This window comes from Mesorhizobium sp. Arg314 (assembly GCF_053714275.1).
In genome coordinates this window covers 11,486-29,296 of sequence record NZ_JBSKBP010000052.1, presented here as the reverse complement: position 1 = coordinate 29,296, position 17,811 = coordinate 11,486, and the positions used below count along the sequence as shown (strand labels likewise).

Below are 17,811 nucleotides of genomic sequence, written 5' to 3'. Positions count from 1 at the left end.
GTCACACCGACAGAGTGCTCACACTATTTCCAAAACTCAGGCTATGACCAACACTAATCTCATCCCGCTCTAGAGGCAGATTGAGTGCTGCCTGGAGCCAAAACAGGCCCGCTTTGACATCCGTTTCCCAAGCCACGGAGAAGTCCTCCCAGCTGAGTTGATCAAGTCGCCCCATCCGCGGCGTGACACCAGTGTTGAGAGCCAAGATATCCGGCTGGATATCGACGATGATGCGATTGGCGGCAGCGCGATCCGTTACATCTGCCGAGATGGTCGCCACCCCGAGCCGGGCCTTGACGCATTCGAGGGCGTCCGCCCCCCCGCGCGACGACCGTGACTTTTGCGCCTTCAGCAAAAAGTGCTTCCACCAAACCCAGACCAAGGCCGCGGCTTCCACCCGTAACAACCGCGCTTTTGTCTTTGAGGCTCATCTGTTCAGCTCTATCATCTGTGTGAAGCTAAGACGATCGACGGCCCGCAAAAGAGTCACATGTCGACCCGCGCGGGCCGCGAGGTCGTGCTGATCGTGCGCTATGGGGTAGGCGCGCAGCATTCCCGATTACCGCTATGTCCGCTACGTCGTCGCCGACGCTGAGCCGGTGCTCGTGCCCGAAGTTAAGTCCGCTGGCGGAGGGCGGTGCGTTCTGACGGCTCGCGGCCCGCGAGGGCCACCATTAGCGCTGCACCGGCACCGTTTCAGTGCCGGTGCAGCCGGTTGGTCCATTGATCAGGTGTGCCGGGCGATCGTCGCGTCCTAGCTTCGAAGTCTTCGGCAGGCCGCCGAGACGCTCAATAATCGGCAGTCTATGTTCATTCAAAAATTCAAGAATGGACGCAATTGACGTTCTGGTAATCTTGGGGCCATGCTCGCCTTGTCGTGCGGATGGGCCGTTTCCATCAAGCCGCGTTTCATTTGCAGGTGTAGCGGCCAGACCCGTGACCGCGTCGGCCTTTGAGGGATCTGCTCCACCAAGTACATCCGGACTAGATTTCTCGCTTGAAGATCAACGCAGCACGACGCTGCCTTATCCGCCATTCAATGCCACGCTTTTCGACCGTGTCTTCGTAACGTGTTGCGAGAAGGGCGGTTGTTGTCTCCTCCCCGTTTCCAGTCAAAACGGTTATATGGCCGAAGCCGGCTGCCTTGGCTTCGGTTTCAGAGACGAAAGAAATCTCCTGATATCTGATCGAGGCAACAGTGCTCACACGCGCCCGCAAGGCAGGGGCGAAGCGCTCGACGAAGCCTTCCACCGGACCGGAATAGTCGCCATGCTCTTCTTGCGCTCCAGGCCAGTAAATTGACAGGAGTTGGCTGGCGTCGGCCCTGAAAAGGGATAGGCAATACCGGTCCATCAGGGCCCGTATGGCATCGCGATCGATATGGTTCTTTATGGACTGTGCTGTCATGGATGGGTTTCCTGAAGGAATGTGGGGTGACGGGAGCCTGCTGGCCCATGAAAATCCTGCCACGCTTGATGTTCAGCGCGGCAGGACCTCAGCTTCGGCCTTTTGGCGTCCAGCCGAGTTTCCGGAGCCCTTCGTCCACGAGGCTCATGTCGATCACGGTGTCGTAAGGGAACGTTTCGGGATCGGGATTGCCGCCGATTGTGCCCGTTTCGATCCATGCCTTTAAGGAGTCTTTCGGCACATAGGGAGTGGCGAAGACCGGCAACTGGCTTGCCCAGACCGAAGGCCAGATCGATTCGGCGATTTTCGGGAAACGGGTCCTGCGCAGTTTGTCCCTTGCTTCGTCCGGTGTTTCCTGGAGAAAGCGCAATGCGCGCAAATCGGCTCTGACGAACGCTTCCAAAAGCTCTCGATTTCCTTCGAGATCTTTTGGCCGCGTTTCAAGAACTTGGCCCTGCAGGCGGGCTGCCTGATGGATCTCGCTCGAAGAAATGAGCGGGACCGCGCCAAATTCCGCACCAGCCTGTTCTGCGAATGGAGAAAGCAGGAAGCCGCCATCCAATGCGTTTTGCGAGATGGCCGAAACCACGTTGACGACAGATCCGACGGGCACGATGGCTATGTCGGTGGCCGGATTGAGGCCGACCTGCTGCGCTGCCAGGCGAGTAAGAAGATTGGTGTGACTGGCCGGCGCGGTGATGCCAAATCGCATGCCTCGCATTGCCTTCAGCGCACCCTCCCTGTCGGCTAGCGGGCTTGCTGCGGTTATGCCGTGCTGTTCGGCAAAAGCCTTGGTCACCATGAGCGTGTAGCCGTCGCTCCTCGCATAAGCCTCGATGATCTTGATGCTCTGGCCGCGTGCATTGGCGGCAAGGCATTCGCCAGGCGCCGAGAAGTTGGCTATTCCTTCTCGCGCCAGCAACGCGGTCATGCCCGCTGGCCCGCTGGCCAGGCCGACGCGCTCGATCTCTATCCCCTCATTGTGATAAAAGCCCAAATCCTCGGCAAGGTAGGAAACTGACCACAGCAGCAACGTGGCGGGCGATGAATGGATGATTTTGAGCTTCTGTGTATCTGCGGCGAACAAACGAGTTGACGTTGCCGCGAGTGCGCCCGCCGCTACGCCCAGTTGAAGCGCTTTGCGGCGGGATACTCCATGTGTTTCTTTCGTGATCATGCCTCTTTCTCCCTAAGCATGGCGTTAACCTCCCTCTAGAAAATGTACGGACATTTGTCTCTCTGTCGATTGTACCGAGCTTCGAACTCATGGATTTTGGATGCCGCCGTCAGTTCGAGCGGCCATAATATCCGAACAAATTCAGTGACGGTTCTCTTGCCAGCGCAGAACTCGCCTTTCGACGGCGTACACAAGCCAGTCGAGGCTGAGCCCCAGAATCGCGGTTGCGGCGAGCGCCGCGAAGAGCCCGGCAGTGTCGAATTGGTTGGCTGTGTTGGAGATCAGGTAGCCCAGTCCCTGACTCGAGGAGAACATCTCGGCCACGACGGCGCCGATAAGCGCGAATGGAGTGGAAATGCGCAAGCCCGCGAACACCCAGACAAGCGCCGACGGGACAAGCACCTTCAGCACCGTATCCTTTCGCGAAGCGCCCATAACCCGGATCACATCGATCAGGTCGTCGTCGACATCGCGGATGCCGGCCAGCGTGTTCATGAAGATGGGGAAAAAAACCAGAAGCGCGGTAAAAACGATTTTCATCTGGAAGCCGAGGCCGAACCACAAGATGAAGAGGGGAACCAGCGCGACGCGTGGCAGCGAATAGAGGCCCGTGAGATATGGATCCAGCACCCTTGCCACGACACGGTTGACGCCGAACAGAACGCCAAGTCCGATGCCGATGAACGAGCCAAGCAGGAAGCCCGCCACGGCAACCACGAAGGTCGCGGCTATCGCATTCGGCAAGGTGCCATTTCGCACCAGCCCCACAAAGACTAGGAAGATCTGGCTCGGGCTGCTCACCCAGAAAGGCGAGATAAGTCGGCCGCTCGCCAGCTCCCAGGCGCCAAGCACGATTACGATCAAAGTGGCTCTCAGCAGATTAACCAACAGGTTTTCGCGCTTGCGGGCGCGAATACTGGGGTCGACGGTAAAGACATCCACCATCGTTTGGTTGTCGATCGATCGGGTCTTCGCAGGTTCCGCTGTGCTGGCCATCAGTGAAACTCCTCGCGGTGTTTCAGATCTTCCCTGAGCGCTGCCCATAGGCTTTCGAAATACTCGCCAAACTCGGGAGAAAAGCGGATCGAAAAGACGTCGCGCGGACGCGGCAGATTGATCTCCGCCACGCTGCGGATCGTGCCTGGGCGCTTCGACATGATAATGACGCGATCCGCGAGCGAGATTGCCTCAGTAATGTCGTGTGTCACGAAGATGAGTGTTTTTCCGGATCCCTCCCAGGTCTTGAGCAACTCGGCCTGCAGAGTAAGCTTCAGCTGTGCATCCAGCGCGCCGAACGGCTCATCCATCAACAGGGTGTCCGGTTCATAAACCAACGAACGGGCAAGCTGCGCACGCTTGCGCATGCCACCGGAAAGCTCGCTCGGATAATGATGCTCGAAACCTTTCAGTCCGACCATCGCGATGTAGCACGCGATGCGCTCCTTTTTCAGGGCGGTCGAGAGATCACGGTTCTTGCCGACCTCAAGCGGAAGGCCGACATTGGATTCCACAGTGCGCCAGGGCAATAGGTTGTCCTTCTGGGTCAGATAGGCCACTTGGGTGTTGACCGATCTCACGTCCGTTCCGTCATAACGCACGGTGCCCATGCCCGGCTGCATCAGCCCGGCGGTCAGGTTCAACAAGGTGGATTTGCCACATCCGCTGGGGCCGACCACGGCGAGCAACTCGCCGGGGTTCACATGCAACGAAACATTCTGCAAGGCATGCACACATGCACTGCCTTTGAAAAAGACTTTCGAGACCCTATCGAATTCGACGATCGGGACCATGCGACACTCCTCCCATTACTGGCTAGCGCCGAATACTCCTCCCGGCGCTGCATCAGCATCGTTCTGTCCTATCCTGCTGTCATGCACTGACCGCCTATGCGGAAAGCTTGATTTGCACCGTTTTGATTTGCTGAAACTCCCTCAGACCCTCACGGCCGAATTCACGGCCAACGCCGCTATCCTTATATCCACCGTGAGGCATGTCATCGACGCCGGCGGAGTTGTAGCTGTTGATGAACATTTTGCCGGTGCGAACAGCCTTTGTGACGCGAATGGCGGTATTGATAGAGGCACTCCACACGCCTCCTGCAAGTCCGTAGCGGCTGTCATTGGCAAGGCGAACCGCATCTTCCTCCGTGTCGAAAGCGATCACTGAAAGCACCGGACCGAAGATCTCCTCCTGCGCGATGCGGGCAGAATTGGATACCTTGTCGAAAATCGTCGGCTCGACGAAGAAACCGCCTGACGTCGCAATCTTTTCCGGCTTGCCGCCCGCCACCAGCTTGCCGTCCTGCCTGCCGATGTCGATATAGGACAATACGCGTTGATATTGTTCGTCATTGACAAGCGGCCCCATCGTCGTGGTCATGTCGAGAGGGTCGCCGACAACCTGTTTACGCGCCTCGCTCACGACCGCTTCAACAAAGCGCTCATGTATGTCGCGCTGGACCAGCAGTCTCGTGCCGGCGGAACATTGTTGCCCACTGTTGTAGCAGAAAGCATTGATTGCCGTTTGGGCTGCTTGCTCTAACGGAGCGTCGTTGAAGACAATGTTGGCCGACTTTCCGCCCAGCTCGAGCGACACTTTCTTGTTTGTTTCGGATGCCGTCCGCATAACTGCCCGACCGGTCGCGGTCGAACCCGTGAAGGCGACCTTGTCGACAAGCGGCGAGGCGGCCATTACCTGACCGACGGCAGCGCCACGATCAATATCGGAGGTCACGATATTGCACACGCCCGAGGGCAGGCCTGCTTCGTGGAGATATTGAACCAGCAGCACAGCCGGGCCGGGGCAAAGATGCGATGGCTTGATCACGATTGCACAGCCGGCCGCCAGAGCCGGTGCGATCTTGCAGGCGGGGTTTAGCAGCGGGAAGTTCCATGGCGTGATGAAACCGACGACGCCGACCGGTTCGTGCAGGATGAGACCCAACGCATCCGGCACCCGATCGCTGATCGCCGATCCTTCAAGCGCCAGCGCTGCTCCGGCGTAGTACTGGAACGTCTTGACCGCGCCCTGCACTTCGCCGAGTGCGGTGCGCATCGGCTTGCCGGATTCGAGCGCCATGCGCTGCGCAAGTTTCTCGGCATTCCGCTCGATCAGCGCCGCGGTCTTGCTGAGGATCTCGAAGCGCAACCGCGCCGGCGTCTGTTGCCAGCCGCCGGTGTCGAAAGCCTTGCGTGCTGCCGATATCGCCGTCCTGGCGTCTTCCGCATTGCCGTTTGCGAAGATACCCGCGACAGACCCATCGAACGGATTGATGCGCTCGAATACCTGTGCGCCCGCCGCTGGGCGGTTCTTGCCGTCAACCAGCAACTCGTAGCTGTCAACCTTGGCCGGCTGCTGTGTGCCTGTCTGTTTGTCGATGTTGTTCACAGTATTCCTCCGTTACGCGGATTGTCGAAGCGGAACGGCTTGTCCGGCTCGTTCCATCGCACGCCGCCGGAGACCGCGACCATTGCCTCCAGAATTTTCATACTGTAATGTCCGTACATTTACAATAGCTATTTGGGAGAAAGCATCTATGACGACGAGCCCTCGGCATGGGATCGTGTTCTTCGACACCGACCATGTGATACGTCTCGGGCGCAGCCTGCTTGCCTGGGAAACGGATCAGGACCGCCACTATGCCAGCGAGTTCTTTGAGCCAGAGGTGGTAGGGAGGGAGGATCTGGCGGCTGTAGGGCAAGCATTGAGGAATGCCTACCGGCTCGATGTCGCTCCATTGGCGGACAGCGCCGCCATTGCCGGCGCTTCGGCTATCGTATTCAGGCGCGGACGTTTGGACGCCTCGCTCATCGCTGCGGCGCCAAGGCTCAGGCTCATCCAGCGCGTCGGCGCGTCGCCGCACATGATCGACCTGGAATCGGCCCGGTCACGCGGGATTTTTGTCTCTTGCCTGCCGCGGCGCACCCTTGCTCATGTGGCCGAGCATGTATTGCTCCTGATGCTTTCGCTGTCGCGCAATCTGCTGGCATCCGACAGGGCGGTGCGGAATTCGGTGGGCCCGTCGGGCGAGGCTGGGGGCGTCGCCTATAACTGGGCCAGCGTTCCGGACATTTCGCTGCTTGCGGGAAAAACATTGGGGATCATTGGCTTCGGCGAGATCGGCCATCTGCTCGCTCGCAGGGCCTCGGCCTTCGAGATGAAGGTTGTGTTCACCGATAGCGAGACGATTTCCGGAGATCGGTTGCCTGCATCGGATATACGGCAACTAGGACTTGAGGATCTCCTGCGCGCGTCGGATTTCGTGTCGGTTCATGTGCCGCCCTTGCCAAATGGAAGGCCGCTGATTGGCGCTGCACAACTTCGATTGATGCGTCACGGAGCAAATTTTTTGAACGCTGCGCGTGGGTCACTGGTGGATGAAGATGCGCTCTACGAGGCACTCGCTTCGGGCCGGCTTGGAGGCGCCGGCCTCGATGTTCATGCGCGGGAACCAAGAGGTCGTGGCGATCGATTCGCAACCCTGCAGAATGTCGTGCTCACGCCGCATCTGGCCGGCGGTTCGCGCAAGGGCGTTCTCGACGAGATCGCGGCTGTATACGAGAACATACTGGACGTGCTGGCCGGAGAGCCGCCCCGGCACGCGCGTGCCGCATGACGACAAGGGCCGAACGACTCGCCATCGGGCGTGCTCTACGTGAAATCGATGTGCTGGACATCGATTTCACGAGAATCGTCCGCCCCGGCGATACCGTGATGTGGTCGCAAGGCGCGGCCGAGCCGATCGCGTTGATCAGGCGGTTGATGGCGCAGCGGCATGCCATTGGTCCGTTCAATGTGTTTCTGGGCGGGAGCTATTCGGCCGCCCTCCAGCCGGAGCACACAGATGTCGTCACGGTCTTTGGTATGGGCGCAGTCGGTTCGAACCGCGATCTCTGTCGTGCTGACAAAATGCATGTCATCCCCTGCCATCTCTCGCAACTGCCCGAACTGCTTTCGTCGGGCGTCATCGGAATCGACGTGATCCTGATGCAGTTCAGCTTGGCTGACGGCGCGGGGCAAAACAGTTTCGGCGCCGCCAACGGCTACGTTCAGTATGCCCGCGCTAGAGCGCGCGTCAGCGTCGCAGAAATCAACGAAACCGCTCCGCGCACGCGGTCGATGAACTTTCTCGATCTTGCCCAATTCGATCTCGTCGTCAGTTCGAACGAGCCAATCGTCGAGGTGGCGCCGTCAAAGCCAAGTGAAAGTGATATTGCCATCGCGAGGCGGATCGCTGACTTCGTTGTCGACGGAAGCATTCTGCAAGTTGGGATCGGATCTGTCCCCAATGCCTTGCTGGCGCAAGTCGGAGACCGACGCCGTATGGGATTGCACACCGGCATTGTAGGCGACGCGATCGTTCCCTTGATGGAAAGCGGAGCCATCGACAATTCGACCAAGCCGATCCACCGGGGCAAGACGGTAACCGGCGCGCTGGCGGGAACACGGATGCTCTATAATTTCGCGGATAAGAATCCCGACCTGCTGATCGAACCGGTCAATCAGACCCACTCGCTTGCGACGCTTGCGGCTCTCAAGGGGTTGGTCTCGGTCAACTCTGCGGTAGAGGTTGACCTGACCGGTCAGGTCAACTCTGAGGTGGCCGGCAAGACGTTCGTCGGCACGGTCGGCGGCCAACTGGACTTCGTTCGCGGGGCGTTTGCTGCGGAAGGCGGTCGCTCGGTCATAGGACTCCCAGCGCGGACAGGCAAAGGCGCAAGCCGCATTGTCGCCCGGATCGGGCCCGGCGTCGTCACGGTACCGCGTTCCGACTCGGATATCGTCGTAACTGAATACGGGGCTGCCGAGCTGCGCGGTTTGTCAATCTCCCAGCGGATGCGCAGGCTGATCGCGATCGCCCACCCTGACGATCGCGAGCAACTCGAACAGGTCGCGCGCCGCGAGGTCGTGGGCTTCATAGCCTAACATGAGAAGACATATCGATCACGCCGGCTTCGGCGGCGTCTCGTGAACGAAATCCATCACGTGTTGATAGCGATCGGGCCGGCAAAGAAGGTCGACATGCAGAAAGGGCCGCCCGTCGCTATCGAAATAAGTACGCTGCAAGTGCAGCACGGCCGTTCCAGGCTGAACACCAAGCTGGCGGGCCACCTGCTCGTCGGCGATGTTCGCTGAGCTTACCTGGCGGACCCTGGCCGGCCGCACCTTGGCGTATTGCTCTATGAGCTGCACTAGCGGCTTGATGCCGAGCTCTGCTTCGGGGATCAGCCGTGCCTGGTTCCTCAACGCGTACATATTCACGAGCGCGTAGGGCAGATCCTTGAGCATCAACATACGCAGGACGTGAAAGACAAGATCGTCCTGTCCGAGGTCGAAGAGTGCCGCGGCTGCCGGGAATCGCGTGGCCGGTTCGTCACGAATGCTCAGTGTCAGGTATTGGTCGGGAGTGAACTCGCCAATAAGGTCACCAAGCTTGCCTGCAGCCCAGATGCCGCCTTGCGCGCGCTCGGTCACCTTCGTGCCCGATCCGGCCCGCCTTTCAATCAGCCCATCATCTACGAGATGCTGAAGGGCTGTCCTGATCGTGTGCCGGCTGACGCCAAATTCCTCCATCAGGGAAAGCTCGCGCGGCAGTTCCGCGCCTTCATACTGCTCGGCGGCGATCCTGCGTCGCAATTGATCAGCGATCTCGCGGTGCATCGGCCGCCGCTTGCTGATGGTTTCCGCCACTCTCATCTCCCCAGTGCTTCAAATGTTCATACAAAGCTTATGGAACGAGGGCAAGTTGGCGTGTCCGACAGCATGCTCGAACAATGATCATAGTCGCCGCGAACGGAGCAGTCGTCCACGCCGCGAGATCGATATGGACGGCGACGAGCGGACACTTCGGCTGCTATATCGTGTCAAGGCTGGCAGGGACATAGGCATAGCCGACCTCGGCGCGCGCGAGGTGCCCGATACCCGGAAACGGAAAGTGGTATCCCATGAACCCCAGCCGGTCCGCTGCAATCATGTCGTAGAATCGCTTGCGGGTTTGGACCATCAGAGCCGGATCCATGTCCGACACGAAATTGACCTCGGGATGCTTTGTGAAAACAGCATGGTGATGTCCGAGATCGGCGGCGTTCAGCAAAGTCTTGCCGGCAGAATCCAGGATGAAAACCATATGTCCCATGGTGTGCCCGGGCGCTGCCAGGGCTGTAACACCAGGCAGAATCTGCTTGCCGTCCGAGATGATCGAAATTCTGTCCCGGACAGCGGAGATCTGCCGGTTCATCTCGGCCGCGAACGGATCGGAATCATTAGGCTCGCTGGAGACCATCTGGTAGTCGATCTCGGAAATATGAACTTGCGCATTCGGGAAAACCGGTTTGTTCGAGCTGTTCACAAGCCCTAAAATATGATCGGGATGGCCGTGCGTCAGGATGACATCGTCAATGGTCGCAGCATTGATGCCGGCTGATTCGAGGTTTGTGAGTAGGTGCCCGGCGCTCGGTCCGATAAGGGGAGCGCCGCCGGTCCCGACGTCGAAGATGATCCGCCTGCCCCCGGTGTCGGCTAACATGATGTTCTGCGCCAGCGATACATCTGTCTCGTTCAAGAAGTTTTCGCGCAGCGCTGCTTCGATTTCCCCGTCCTTGAGGCCGCTGAACCAATTGTGAGGATTGCCGAGCGCGAGTTTGCCGTCACTTACTACCGTGATGGACATGTCTCCCAACTGGAACCGCGTCCACGGCTGTTGGTCGGAATGTGATTTGATGTTCAGTGGGGTGGTCATGCTAGCGGGCATTTTGGTCTCCAACGCCTTATTCGGTTTTTCACAATTCTCTTGCGAAGGTTACGGCTCGGGTCTGAGCCATCTCGGGGGGCATGGCTAACCAGGCTGCTCCGAAAGCAGCTTGCGCCCCGACTGCGGAGTTTTATGTAAATGTACGTACATTATGAGCTTGTCAACTGCGATTCGCGATCTCGGAGACAATTGGCTGCCGGCGCGCTTCTGCTAGATTCGGATCACCACCTTGCCGAAGTGACCACGCTGCCCGAAGTAGTCGAATGCTTCGCGCGCTTCGGTGAAGTCAAACAGGCGATCGATGACCGGTTTGGTGCCATGCAACTCGATAGAGCGATTCATCGCTTCGAAATCGCTTCTGCTGCCCACGCTAATGCGCCGATAGGTAACGATCGACCGCATTAGCGTTGCGGGATCGATCAACGGCGCTCCGACGGGCCGTCCCACCAGGTTGATCTGGGCGTTGACCGCGGATGCGGTGATCGATTGTTCCAACGTGTCGGCTTCGCCGATCTCAACCACATGGTCGACGCCAGCACCGCCAGTGCTTTCGCGTACGGCTCGGCCCCATTGCGGCGTTTCTTTATAGTTGACGACCTCGTCGGCCCCGAGCCGACGCAACCGATCGGCTTTCTCGGCGCTGGAGGTTGTTACGATCACACGTGCTCCGGCGAGCTTCGCGAACTGGAGCGCGAACAGCGAAACGCCGCCGCTACCTTGGACAAGCACGCTCTCACCGGGCAGCACAGGGCGTGCCCCGGTAAAAAGCTGCCACGCCGTCAGTGCCGCGCATGGCAGCGTTGAAGCGTCATCGTAACTGAGGTTCCGGGGAATCTTGACCAATGCCTCTTGCGAAAACAGCGCATATTCCGAGAGAACGCCGTCCACGGTCGCGCCCGGTTGCTCAATGCGGCCATCGGTAGGAATCGGACCGGAGATCCAGCGTGGGAAAAACATGTTTGCCACACGGTCTCCGACGACTACGCGGTTCACGTCACAGCCGATCTCAACAACGTCGCCGGCTCCGTCGGACAGCGGCACCAAGCCTTCTGTCTTGGCGGGAAATTTGCCGTGAAGAATCTTGAGATCGAGGTAGTTGATGGATGCAGCGCGCATCTTCACAAGCACCTCATGGCGCTGCGGTCGGGGTTGTTCAGCCTCGATAGCCAATATCCCTTCGATCCTGCATGAGCCGTCCAGCCTGTATTGTTTCACTTGTGCCTCCCTTGAGTTCGTCGATTTTGTACGAACATTGATATCTGACCGCAAGGTCTGGATCGGCGAATTTTCCTGAATATCCGCATCTTCTTGGCTTGCGTCGCGATGGTCATTTGATATATGTACGGACATTATGGGTCGCGCAGGCGTAAGGCTGTTGGCGCATATTGGAGAGTTCATTCGGGAGGATGGGATGGGTTCGAGCGATTATTCCGACATCGTTTATGAAGAGAAGAACCGGGTGGCGACAATCACCTTCAATCGTCCGCAACGCATGAATGCGTTTACGCGCAACACCTACTACGAGGTGACGGATGCGATACGTCGCGGCGGCTGGAATCGGGACGTCGGAGTTATTGTGCTGACCGGGGCGGGGGATCGGGCTTTCGCCATCGGCGGCGACAAGGATGAGAAGAAAGCGGACCGTGTCGACAGCGGCATCGGCCTTCTTGGAAACGGTACCGAGGAACTCCAAACGATCATCCGCGATGTGCCGAAGCCTGTGATCGCGAAGGTGCGCGGTTACGCTGTCGGCGGCGGCAATGTCATTGTGACACTGTGCGACCTTGCGATTGCCAGCGAGAACGCGATCTTCGGTCAGGCCGGACCGCGCATGGGGTCCGTCGATCCGGGCTTCGGCACGGCCTATCTTGCCAGGATCGTCGGCGAAAAGCGCGCCCGGGAAATCTGGTACCTCTGCCGCCGTTACCCGGCCCGTGAGGCCCTAGAGATGGGTATCGTGAACGCCGTCGTTCCGGACGCGGAACTCGACGCCGAAGTCCAGAAATGGTGCGACGAGATCAACGAGAAGAGCCCGACCGCCATCGCGCTGGCAAAGCGTTCGTTCAACGCGGACAGCGAGAATATCCGAGGCATCGGGCAGTTGGCGTTCCAGGCTTTGGCGCTCTACTTCGGAACCGAAGAGGCGAAGGAGGGTGGCAGTGCTCTCCGGGAAAAGCGCAAGCCGGACTTTTTCGCAAAAATGTATCGAGGCTAGTGTGCCGTCGTCTCACGGATCGTCTCCAGAATGTTGCGGAGGAAGTGATGTCCAGCCGTACCGCTGTTAGCCGTCTTCTGAACGGCTTGCTGGTTGTTGAACTGGGAAGCCGCACCGCCGTCGCCGCCTGTGGCTCGCTAATGGCCGATCTTGGCGCTGACGTTGTGCTGGTCGAGGACAAGAAGCGCCCCCGTTTCGCCCGCGCACTAGCTGCGGCTGGCAAGCGCAGCCTGTCGTTCGATGCGGCCCGGAAGGCCGATCGCGACACGCTTGCGGGCCTGCTTGCGGTCGCCGACATCGTGCTCCTCTCGTCTGAAGGCGGCGGGATACAAATGGAGATATGGGAGGACGCACGTCCCGAACGGCAGATCATCTGTGATGTCACTGCATACGGACATACCGGACCGTTGGCTGGCAGGAGTCATTCGGAAGCGCTCGTTCAGGCCATGGCGGCGATCGCTGAGACTACGGGTCGTCCGGATGGTCCACCGACCTTTGTCGGCGCACCGCTTCTGGACATGGAAACAGCGGTCTATGCGCTTGCCGCGATCCTTGCTGCATCTTTTGTATGTCGCAGGACAGGCCAGGGTCAGCGCATAGACATGGCGCTCTACGATGTCGGAGTGAATGCTCTGCTGACATTCATTCCGCTCGTGCTCACCGGCCGGGTTGCGACGCGCGCCGGAAACCGGCATCCGACGCTGGCGTGCTGGAACGCCTACCGAGCGGCGGACGGATGGGTGCTAATCTGTGGTCCGACCAACGACCAATGGATGCGCCTGTGCAGCGCCATGGATCGTCCGGGCCTCATCAACGCCCCAGCCTTTGGCACGCCTTCGATGCGGTTCGAGAACGTCGACGCCGTCGACGCTCACATCGGCGCCTGGGTCTCCGGCCTGACAGTAGAAAGCTGCGTCGCCCTCGTGTCAAAACAGGGGATACCGTGTAGTCCGATCATCTCGCTCGACGATATCGCAAGCGAGCCCAACCTAGTGCACCGCGCTATGGTTCTGCTCGAGAAGGACCCTCAAACCGGTTCCTTGCTGCGCATTGCGGGAAACCCGATCCGCGTCGCTGGCGCCGACCCGCTACAGAACAAGCCAATTCCGAATCCGGATGCCGACAGGGATTGGTGCGAGCAGCGTGCGGCCTCCGCTTTAGAAAATATCTCTCGGATCAAAGGCGCTTCCTTGCTTTCGACGCGGCCGTTGGAGGGATTGCGCGTCGTCGAGATCGGCATGAACACTGTGGCGCCGCTCGCGTGTCGACAACTCGGCGCGCTCGGCGCCGACGTCATCAAGGTCGAGCCGCCAAGCGGCGACTCCAATCGCATCAATGCGCCGCTGCGCGCGGACGGCGAAGCCTACATCTTCGCGCTCAGCAACACGGACAAGCGCGGCATTGTCCTTGATCTCAGGGAGCAGTCGGATCAAAAGAAACTCTGGGCCCTGCTTGATACAGCCGATATAGTCATGGAGAATCTAAAGCCCGGTTCGTTGGCCAAGCTTGGCTTCGGTGCTGCGGCGGTATGCGACCGTTTCCCGTCGATTGTCTATTGCTCAGTGAACGGCTTCGGCTACGACACCGTCTATCCAGGACGGCCGGCGCTCGACACCGTGATCCAGGGCATGTCGGGTGCCATGGCCGTAACACCGGTCAATGGTGTCCCGACCAAGTCCGGCATTTCCGTATCCGATCAACTCGGAGGCCAGTTTGGCTTGGCAGGCATACTAGCCGCGTTGTTCGCACGTGACCGTACCGGCAAGGGGGTGCATCTCGACATCGCCATGCAGGATTGTTCGGCCTGGGCTACACAGGTGCGTTGGAATGGGTCGGGAGAAGATCTGCCGGCCGTCATCCGTACCACGGATGGCTACATAGCTGTGGAGCGCGCGCCGGATGGTGCGCAGGAGTTTATCGCGGCAAGTGGTTCCATCACCAATTCTGCTTTTCTCGCGCATCTGGAGGAGGTCGGCGCACTCGCCGTCCCGATCTGCGCTGTCGCTGACGTGATGGATCATCCGCATACAAAAGCGCGTGGTCTGCTGAAAACGGTGCCCACCGACGATGGCAGTGAGTGGTTGGTACTCGGCTCGCCGCTGAAGTTGCAATCGACGCCGCCGGAGGTTCGCACTGCGATGCCCAAGCTCGGCTTTCCCGCCCTCGGCCTTGCAGACGAATTCGGTTGGGCGCAGCCGGACCGCTCTGTTGACTCAGACTTTCGTATCACTGGGTAGCCGCCATGCCTGTTCACGATCGCCTCGACCGTCTATCCGGTGAAGCCTGCATCGTCGGCGTCGGCGACACGGACTATCGGATTGACTATCTGGCCAAACACTCCGAATCCGCCTCGGATTCTTATGGACTAGCCGCGAAAGCCTTTCGACGTGCCCTTGCGGACAGCGGATTCGGGAAGGCCGATATCGACGGGCTAGTCGTCGGTCCGACATTGGCGATGGAGCGCACGGGCGAGATTCTTGGTCTCGACACACGTTTTACCGCCCAGGCCGACGCGGTTAATGCGGTCATTCAGGCGATGCTCGCAATCAATGCAGGTCTCGCCGAGTGCATTGCGCTCGTCTATGGAAACAACCAGCGCACGGCAGCGACCCAGTATGGCGGTCCAACTGCGATGGGCGGCGAGCGCTTCCTTGCCTATGTCTACTATGCTCCGTGGGGGTTGACCTCGCAGGGCGCTCTCTATGCCATGATGACCAACCGCTACATGGCGGAAACTGGGTTCAGGCCGGAAGATCTCGGACAGGTGTCGGTCGCTCAGCGTGCGTTTGCGCGCCTAAACGACAATGCAATCGCAACGGAACAACTCGACCTCCAATCCTACCTCGACAGCCGGCTGATTTGCGAGCCGCTGCGGCGCCCCGACTATTGCCTCATCAATGATGGTGGTGTCGCGCTAATCGTGACCACTCGCGACCGTGCAAGAAAGGCGAGGAAGCCAAAGGTCGCCGTCGCCGGTATCGGCGCAAGCGATCTGCATCGCGATGCGACGAGTCTGCGCCCGCGGTTCCTCGACTTTTATCATACCGGTCACGCCGAGACCGCAGCGCAGGTCTACTGCATGGCCGGTGTCGGACCCAAAGACATGGACTTGCTGCAGATCTATGACAGTTTCAGCATCCATATCCCGGTGGCGCTAGAGGGTTTCGGGTTCTGCAACGTAGGCGAAGCGTCCCGATTTGTCGTCGAGGGCGGTATCGGTCCGGGGGGATCGTTGCCGGTAAACACATCGGGAGGCATGTTGTCGGAGAGCTACATGCAGGGTTGGAACCATCAGGTCGAAGCCGTGCGCCAGCTACGCGGCGAGGCAGGCAAGCGGCAAGTTTCGTGGGCCCGCCACGCACAATATGTATCTGACGTGGCTGGCAAGACCGCATCCATCATTTACCGCGCGGAGCGGGCAACATGACCCAAAACAGGCCGCCACCGCGCATCGGACGATATGACCGACCGTTCTGGGCCTACGCCGAGGAAGGCGAACTGCGAGTTCAGGTCTGCAGCCACTGCGCTCGGCATCGCTATCCGCCAGGACCGAATTGTCCGGAGTGCCTGTCCGGCGACGCGGAATGGGTCAAGCTGTCGGGCAAAGGCAAGGTGATCGCCTGGACCGTCTTTCATCGCTCCTATTTTCCGGCGATTCCGGTTCCCTATACCGTCGTCAGCGTGGAGACGGACGAGGGGCCGCTACTGATCGGGAATCTTGTCGATGCGGAGGGTACACGGCCTGCTGTCGGTCTAGATGTGAAGGCTGTTTTCCAGGACGTGAATTTCGAAGAGCGCCGGGCACGCATCTGCCAATGGACGCCGGCTTAAAAATCAAAACTCGACACCCAAGGAGAAAATGACGTGAACGACCAGATACTCGCAAGTAGCTTGCAAGGCGTGGTGGCCAGGGGACGCAATTTTGACGTGACCGGGCGTGTGGTTGTCATCACCGGAGCAGGTCAGGGGATCGGACGTGAATATGCCCTGCAGTTCGCTGCAGCGGGCGCGATTCCAATCATCGCCGAATTGAATGAGGCCAAGGCACATTCCGTGCAGGCCGAGATCGAACAACAGGGCGGCAAGGCATTGGCGGTAGTCACCGACATTGCCGACGTTGGTTCGGTCGATGCGATGGTCGCCGAAGTGTTGCAGGCTTACGGCCGCCTCGATGTTCTGGTCAACAATGCCGGCATCTTCTCCGCCCTCAAGATGAGGCCGTTCGACCTGATCCCGCTCGAGGAGTGGGAGACCGTGCTTAAGGTGAACATCACGGGATGCTACCTGACTGCACGCGCAGTCCTGCCCGCGATGCGCGCCGCCCAATGGGGTCGTATCATCAACATCACCTCGGGCTCAGTGCCGCTCGGCGGCAAGAACTACCTGCACTACGTTACGTCGAAATCCGCGCTGATCGGCATGACCAACTCGATGGCGCGCGAACTCGGCGCGCAAGGGATCACGGTCAACGCCGTCCAACCCGGCGGTACGTTCACCGAGGTCCCTCGCGAGACGATCACCGAGGAAGGCAAGGCAAGACTGATTGCCAGCCAGTGCATCCCGCGCGAGGAAGTACCCATGGACCTCGTCGGACTGGTGATGTTTTTGTCAACGCACGCTGCGGAATTCATAACCGGCCAGACCATTGCTGTAGATGGCGGTCTGACCCACTGGTAGCTCCGAGGCGTCCGCTACCGTGGCCATTCGTGATCTGCCCCGATACGAGGGTGGCTGTTCCGTGGCATAGCTTGCGCGTGGGGCTGGAAAGCGCGCGCTGGCCGATTCAGGCCAGCGGCGGGCCAATGTTGCTATAGAATTGCTTAAGGCTGTGCGCAATCATTGGTTTTGAGAGGCACGACTAGCGGCTTAGGAGGGTTTTGGCGGAGTCCCGCCGGACGCCGGGACGGCTCGCTCACCAAAGGTGAGAAGTGACTGACTCGCGCTTAACGAGGTATATCCTCCAAGGCCATCTCGGCGGGGATCTGAACCAGCCCCTGCCGTTCGATCTCGATCACGTCGTTCGCAAATGTGATGATGTATCGGCTGAGCGCTATCGATTTCCGAACTGGCTCTATGTCAACCTCGTCAGCCGCATTGCGCGTTGTGTGGCTGTCGGTCACAGGATTTTGTACCCGCAAAAGCCAAATGTCCTGGCATACCGTTAGCCTCGCTTGGCCGAGTCTACGCCAACATCGGGCGCTGCACGAACGCGCTGCGGTCATTTCCAAGCTTTCGAGCAACCCGATCCTTTCGCAACGAACT

Annotated in this window: 15 protein-coding genes and 1 pseudogene; 7 read left to right on the top strand and 9 right to left on the bottom strand. The window is 59.4% G+C overall.

Translation table 11 applies throughout. The features are described from left to right. Window positions 1–67 precede the first annotated feature (67 nt). The 6 genes and pseudogenes from ACWGS9_RS30350 to ACWGS9_RS30325 all read right to left on the bottom strand — a co-directional run. Window positions 68–431, bottom strand: a pseudogene (locus tag ACWGS9_RS30350) (SDR family NAD(P)-dependent oxidoreductase); the annotation flags it as partial. Window positions 432–984: 553 nt separating this feature from the next. Then, entirely contained in the window at window positions 985–1,407 is a 423-nt protein-coding gene (locus ACWGS9_RS30345) for a nuclear transport factor 2 family protein (RefSeq protein ID WP_454508704.1), read from the bottom strand. Between the two features lie 88 nt (window positions 1,408–1,495). Then, the gene (locus ACWGS9_RS30340; protein WP_454508703.1) at window positions 1,496–2,584 is read right to left on the bottom strand and encodes an ABC transporter substrate-binding protein; all 1,089 of its coding nucleotides are present in this window, start codon (window positions 2,582–2,584) and stop codon (window positions 1,496–1,498) included. A 141-nt stretch (window positions 2,585–2,725) separates the two neighbouring features. Further along, entirely contained in the window at window positions 2,726–3,628 is a 903-nt protein-coding gene (locus ACWGS9_RS30335; protein WP_454508702.1) for an ABC transporter permease, read from the bottom strand. Continuing rightward, the gene (locus ACWGS9_RS30330; RefSeq protein WP_454508701.1) at window positions 3,580–4,374 is read right to left on the bottom strand and encodes an ABC transporter ATP-binding protein; all 795 of its coding nucleotides are present in this window, start codon (window positions 4,372–4,374) and stop codon (window positions 3,580–3,582) included. Before ACWGS9_RS30330 ends, ACWGS9_RS30335 begins: the two co-directional genes overlap by 49 nt. Before the next feature lie 94 nt (window positions 4,375–4,468). Then, the gene (locus ACWGS9_RS30325; RefSeq protein ID WP_454508700.1) at window positions 4,469–5,971 is read right to left on the bottom strand and encodes an aldehyde dehydrogenase family protein; all 1,503 of its coding nucleotides are present in this window, start codon (window positions 5,969–5,971) and stop codon (window positions 4,469–4,471) included. Window positions 5,972–6,119: 148 nt separating this feature from the next. Here ACWGS9_RS30325 and ACWGS9_RS30320 point away from each other — a divergent pair, with 148 nt between their 5' ends. Both ACWGS9_RS30320 and ACWGS9_RS30315 read left to right on the top strand, forming a co-directional pair. Beyond that, window positions 6,120–7,199 (top strand): NAD(P)-dependent oxidoreductase, encoded by a 1,080-nt coding sequence (locus ACWGS9_RS30320; protein ID WP_454508699.1) that lies wholly within the window; start codon window positions 6,120–6,122, stop codon window positions 7,197–7,199. Beyond that, window positions 7,196–8,509 carry an acetyl-CoA hydrolase/transferase family protein gene (locus ACWGS9_RS30315; protein WP_454508698.1) on the top strand — a complete coding sequence of 438 codons (1,314 nt, stop codon included), beginning with the start codon at window positions 7,196–7,198 and terminating at the stop codon, window positions 8,507–8,509. The genes ACWGS9_RS30320 and ACWGS9_RS30315 overlap by 4 nt, the downstream gene beginning before the upstream one ends. Window positions 8,510–8,527: 18 nt before the next feature. On the opposite strand, the gene ACWGS9_RS30310 is transcribed toward ACWGS9_RS30315, so the two are convergent. The 3 genes from ACWGS9_RS30310 to ACWGS9_RS30300 form a co-directional block, all read right to left on the bottom strand. Next, a complete protein-coding gene (locus ACWGS9_RS30310; protein WP_454508697.1) occupies window positions 8,528–9,274 on the bottom strand; it encodes a GntR family transcriptional regulator in 747 nt (248 codons plus the stop codon). A 163-nt stretch (window positions 9,275–9,437) separates the two neighbouring features. Next, window positions 9,438–10,334: an MBL fold metallo-hydrolase gene (locus ACWGS9_RS30305; RefSeq protein ID WP_454508696.1), complete on the bottom strand. Its 897-nt coding sequence runs from the start codon at window positions 10,332–10,334 to the stop codon at window positions 9,438–9,440. Window positions 10,335–10,544: 210 nt separating this feature from the next. After that, a complete protein-coding gene (locus ACWGS9_RS30300) occupies window positions 10,545–11,684 on the bottom strand; it encodes a zinc-dependent alcohol dehydrogenase family protein (RefSeq protein WP_454508695.1) in 1,140 nt (379 codons plus the stop codon). Between the two features lie 61 nt (window positions 11,685–11,745). On the opposite strand from ACWGS9_RS30300, the gene ACWGS9_RS30295 reads away from it, so the two are divergent. The 5 genes from ACWGS9_RS30295 to ACWGS9_RS30275 are packed head-to-tail and all read left to right on the top strand — an operon-like array spanning window position 11,746 to window position 17,226. Next, a complete protein-coding gene (locus ACWGS9_RS30295; protein ID WP_454508694.1) occupies window positions 11,746–12,549 on the top strand; it encodes an enoyl-CoA hydratase-related protein in 804 nt (267 codons plus the stop codon). A 47-nt stretch (window positions 12,550–12,596) separates the two neighbouring features. Further along, window positions 12,597–14,786 carry a CaiB/BaiF CoA transferase family protein gene (locus ACWGS9_RS30290; RefSeq protein WP_454508693.1) on the top strand — a complete coding sequence of 730 codons (2,190 nt, stop codon included), beginning with the start codon at window positions 12,597–12,599 and terminating at the stop codon, window positions 14,784–14,786. A gap of 5 nt (window positions 14,787–14,791) precedes the next feature. Continuing rightward, the gene (locus ACWGS9_RS30285) at window positions 14,792–15,976 is read left to right on the top strand and encodes a thiolase family protein (RefSeq protein WP_454508692.1); all 1,185 of its coding nucleotides are present in this window, start codon (window positions 14,792–14,794) and stop codon (window positions 15,974–15,976) included. Then, window positions 15,973–16,380, top strand: a complete 408-nt coding sequence (locus ACWGS9_RS30280) for a Zn-ribbon domain-containing OB-fold protein (RefSeq protein ID WP_454508691.1) — start codon at window positions 15,973–15,975, stop codon at window positions 16,378–16,380. Before ACWGS9_RS30285 ends, ACWGS9_RS30280 begins: the two co-directional genes overlap by 4 nt. 33 nt (window positions 16,381–16,413) lie before the next feature. Beyond that, window positions 16,414–17,226: an SDR family NAD(P)-dependent oxidoreductase gene (locus tag ACWGS9_RS30275; protein ID WP_454508690.1), complete on the top strand. Its 813-nt coding sequence runs from the start codon at window positions 16,414–16,416 to the stop codon at window positions 17,224–17,226. Window positions 17,227–17,811: the final 585 nt, after the last annotated feature.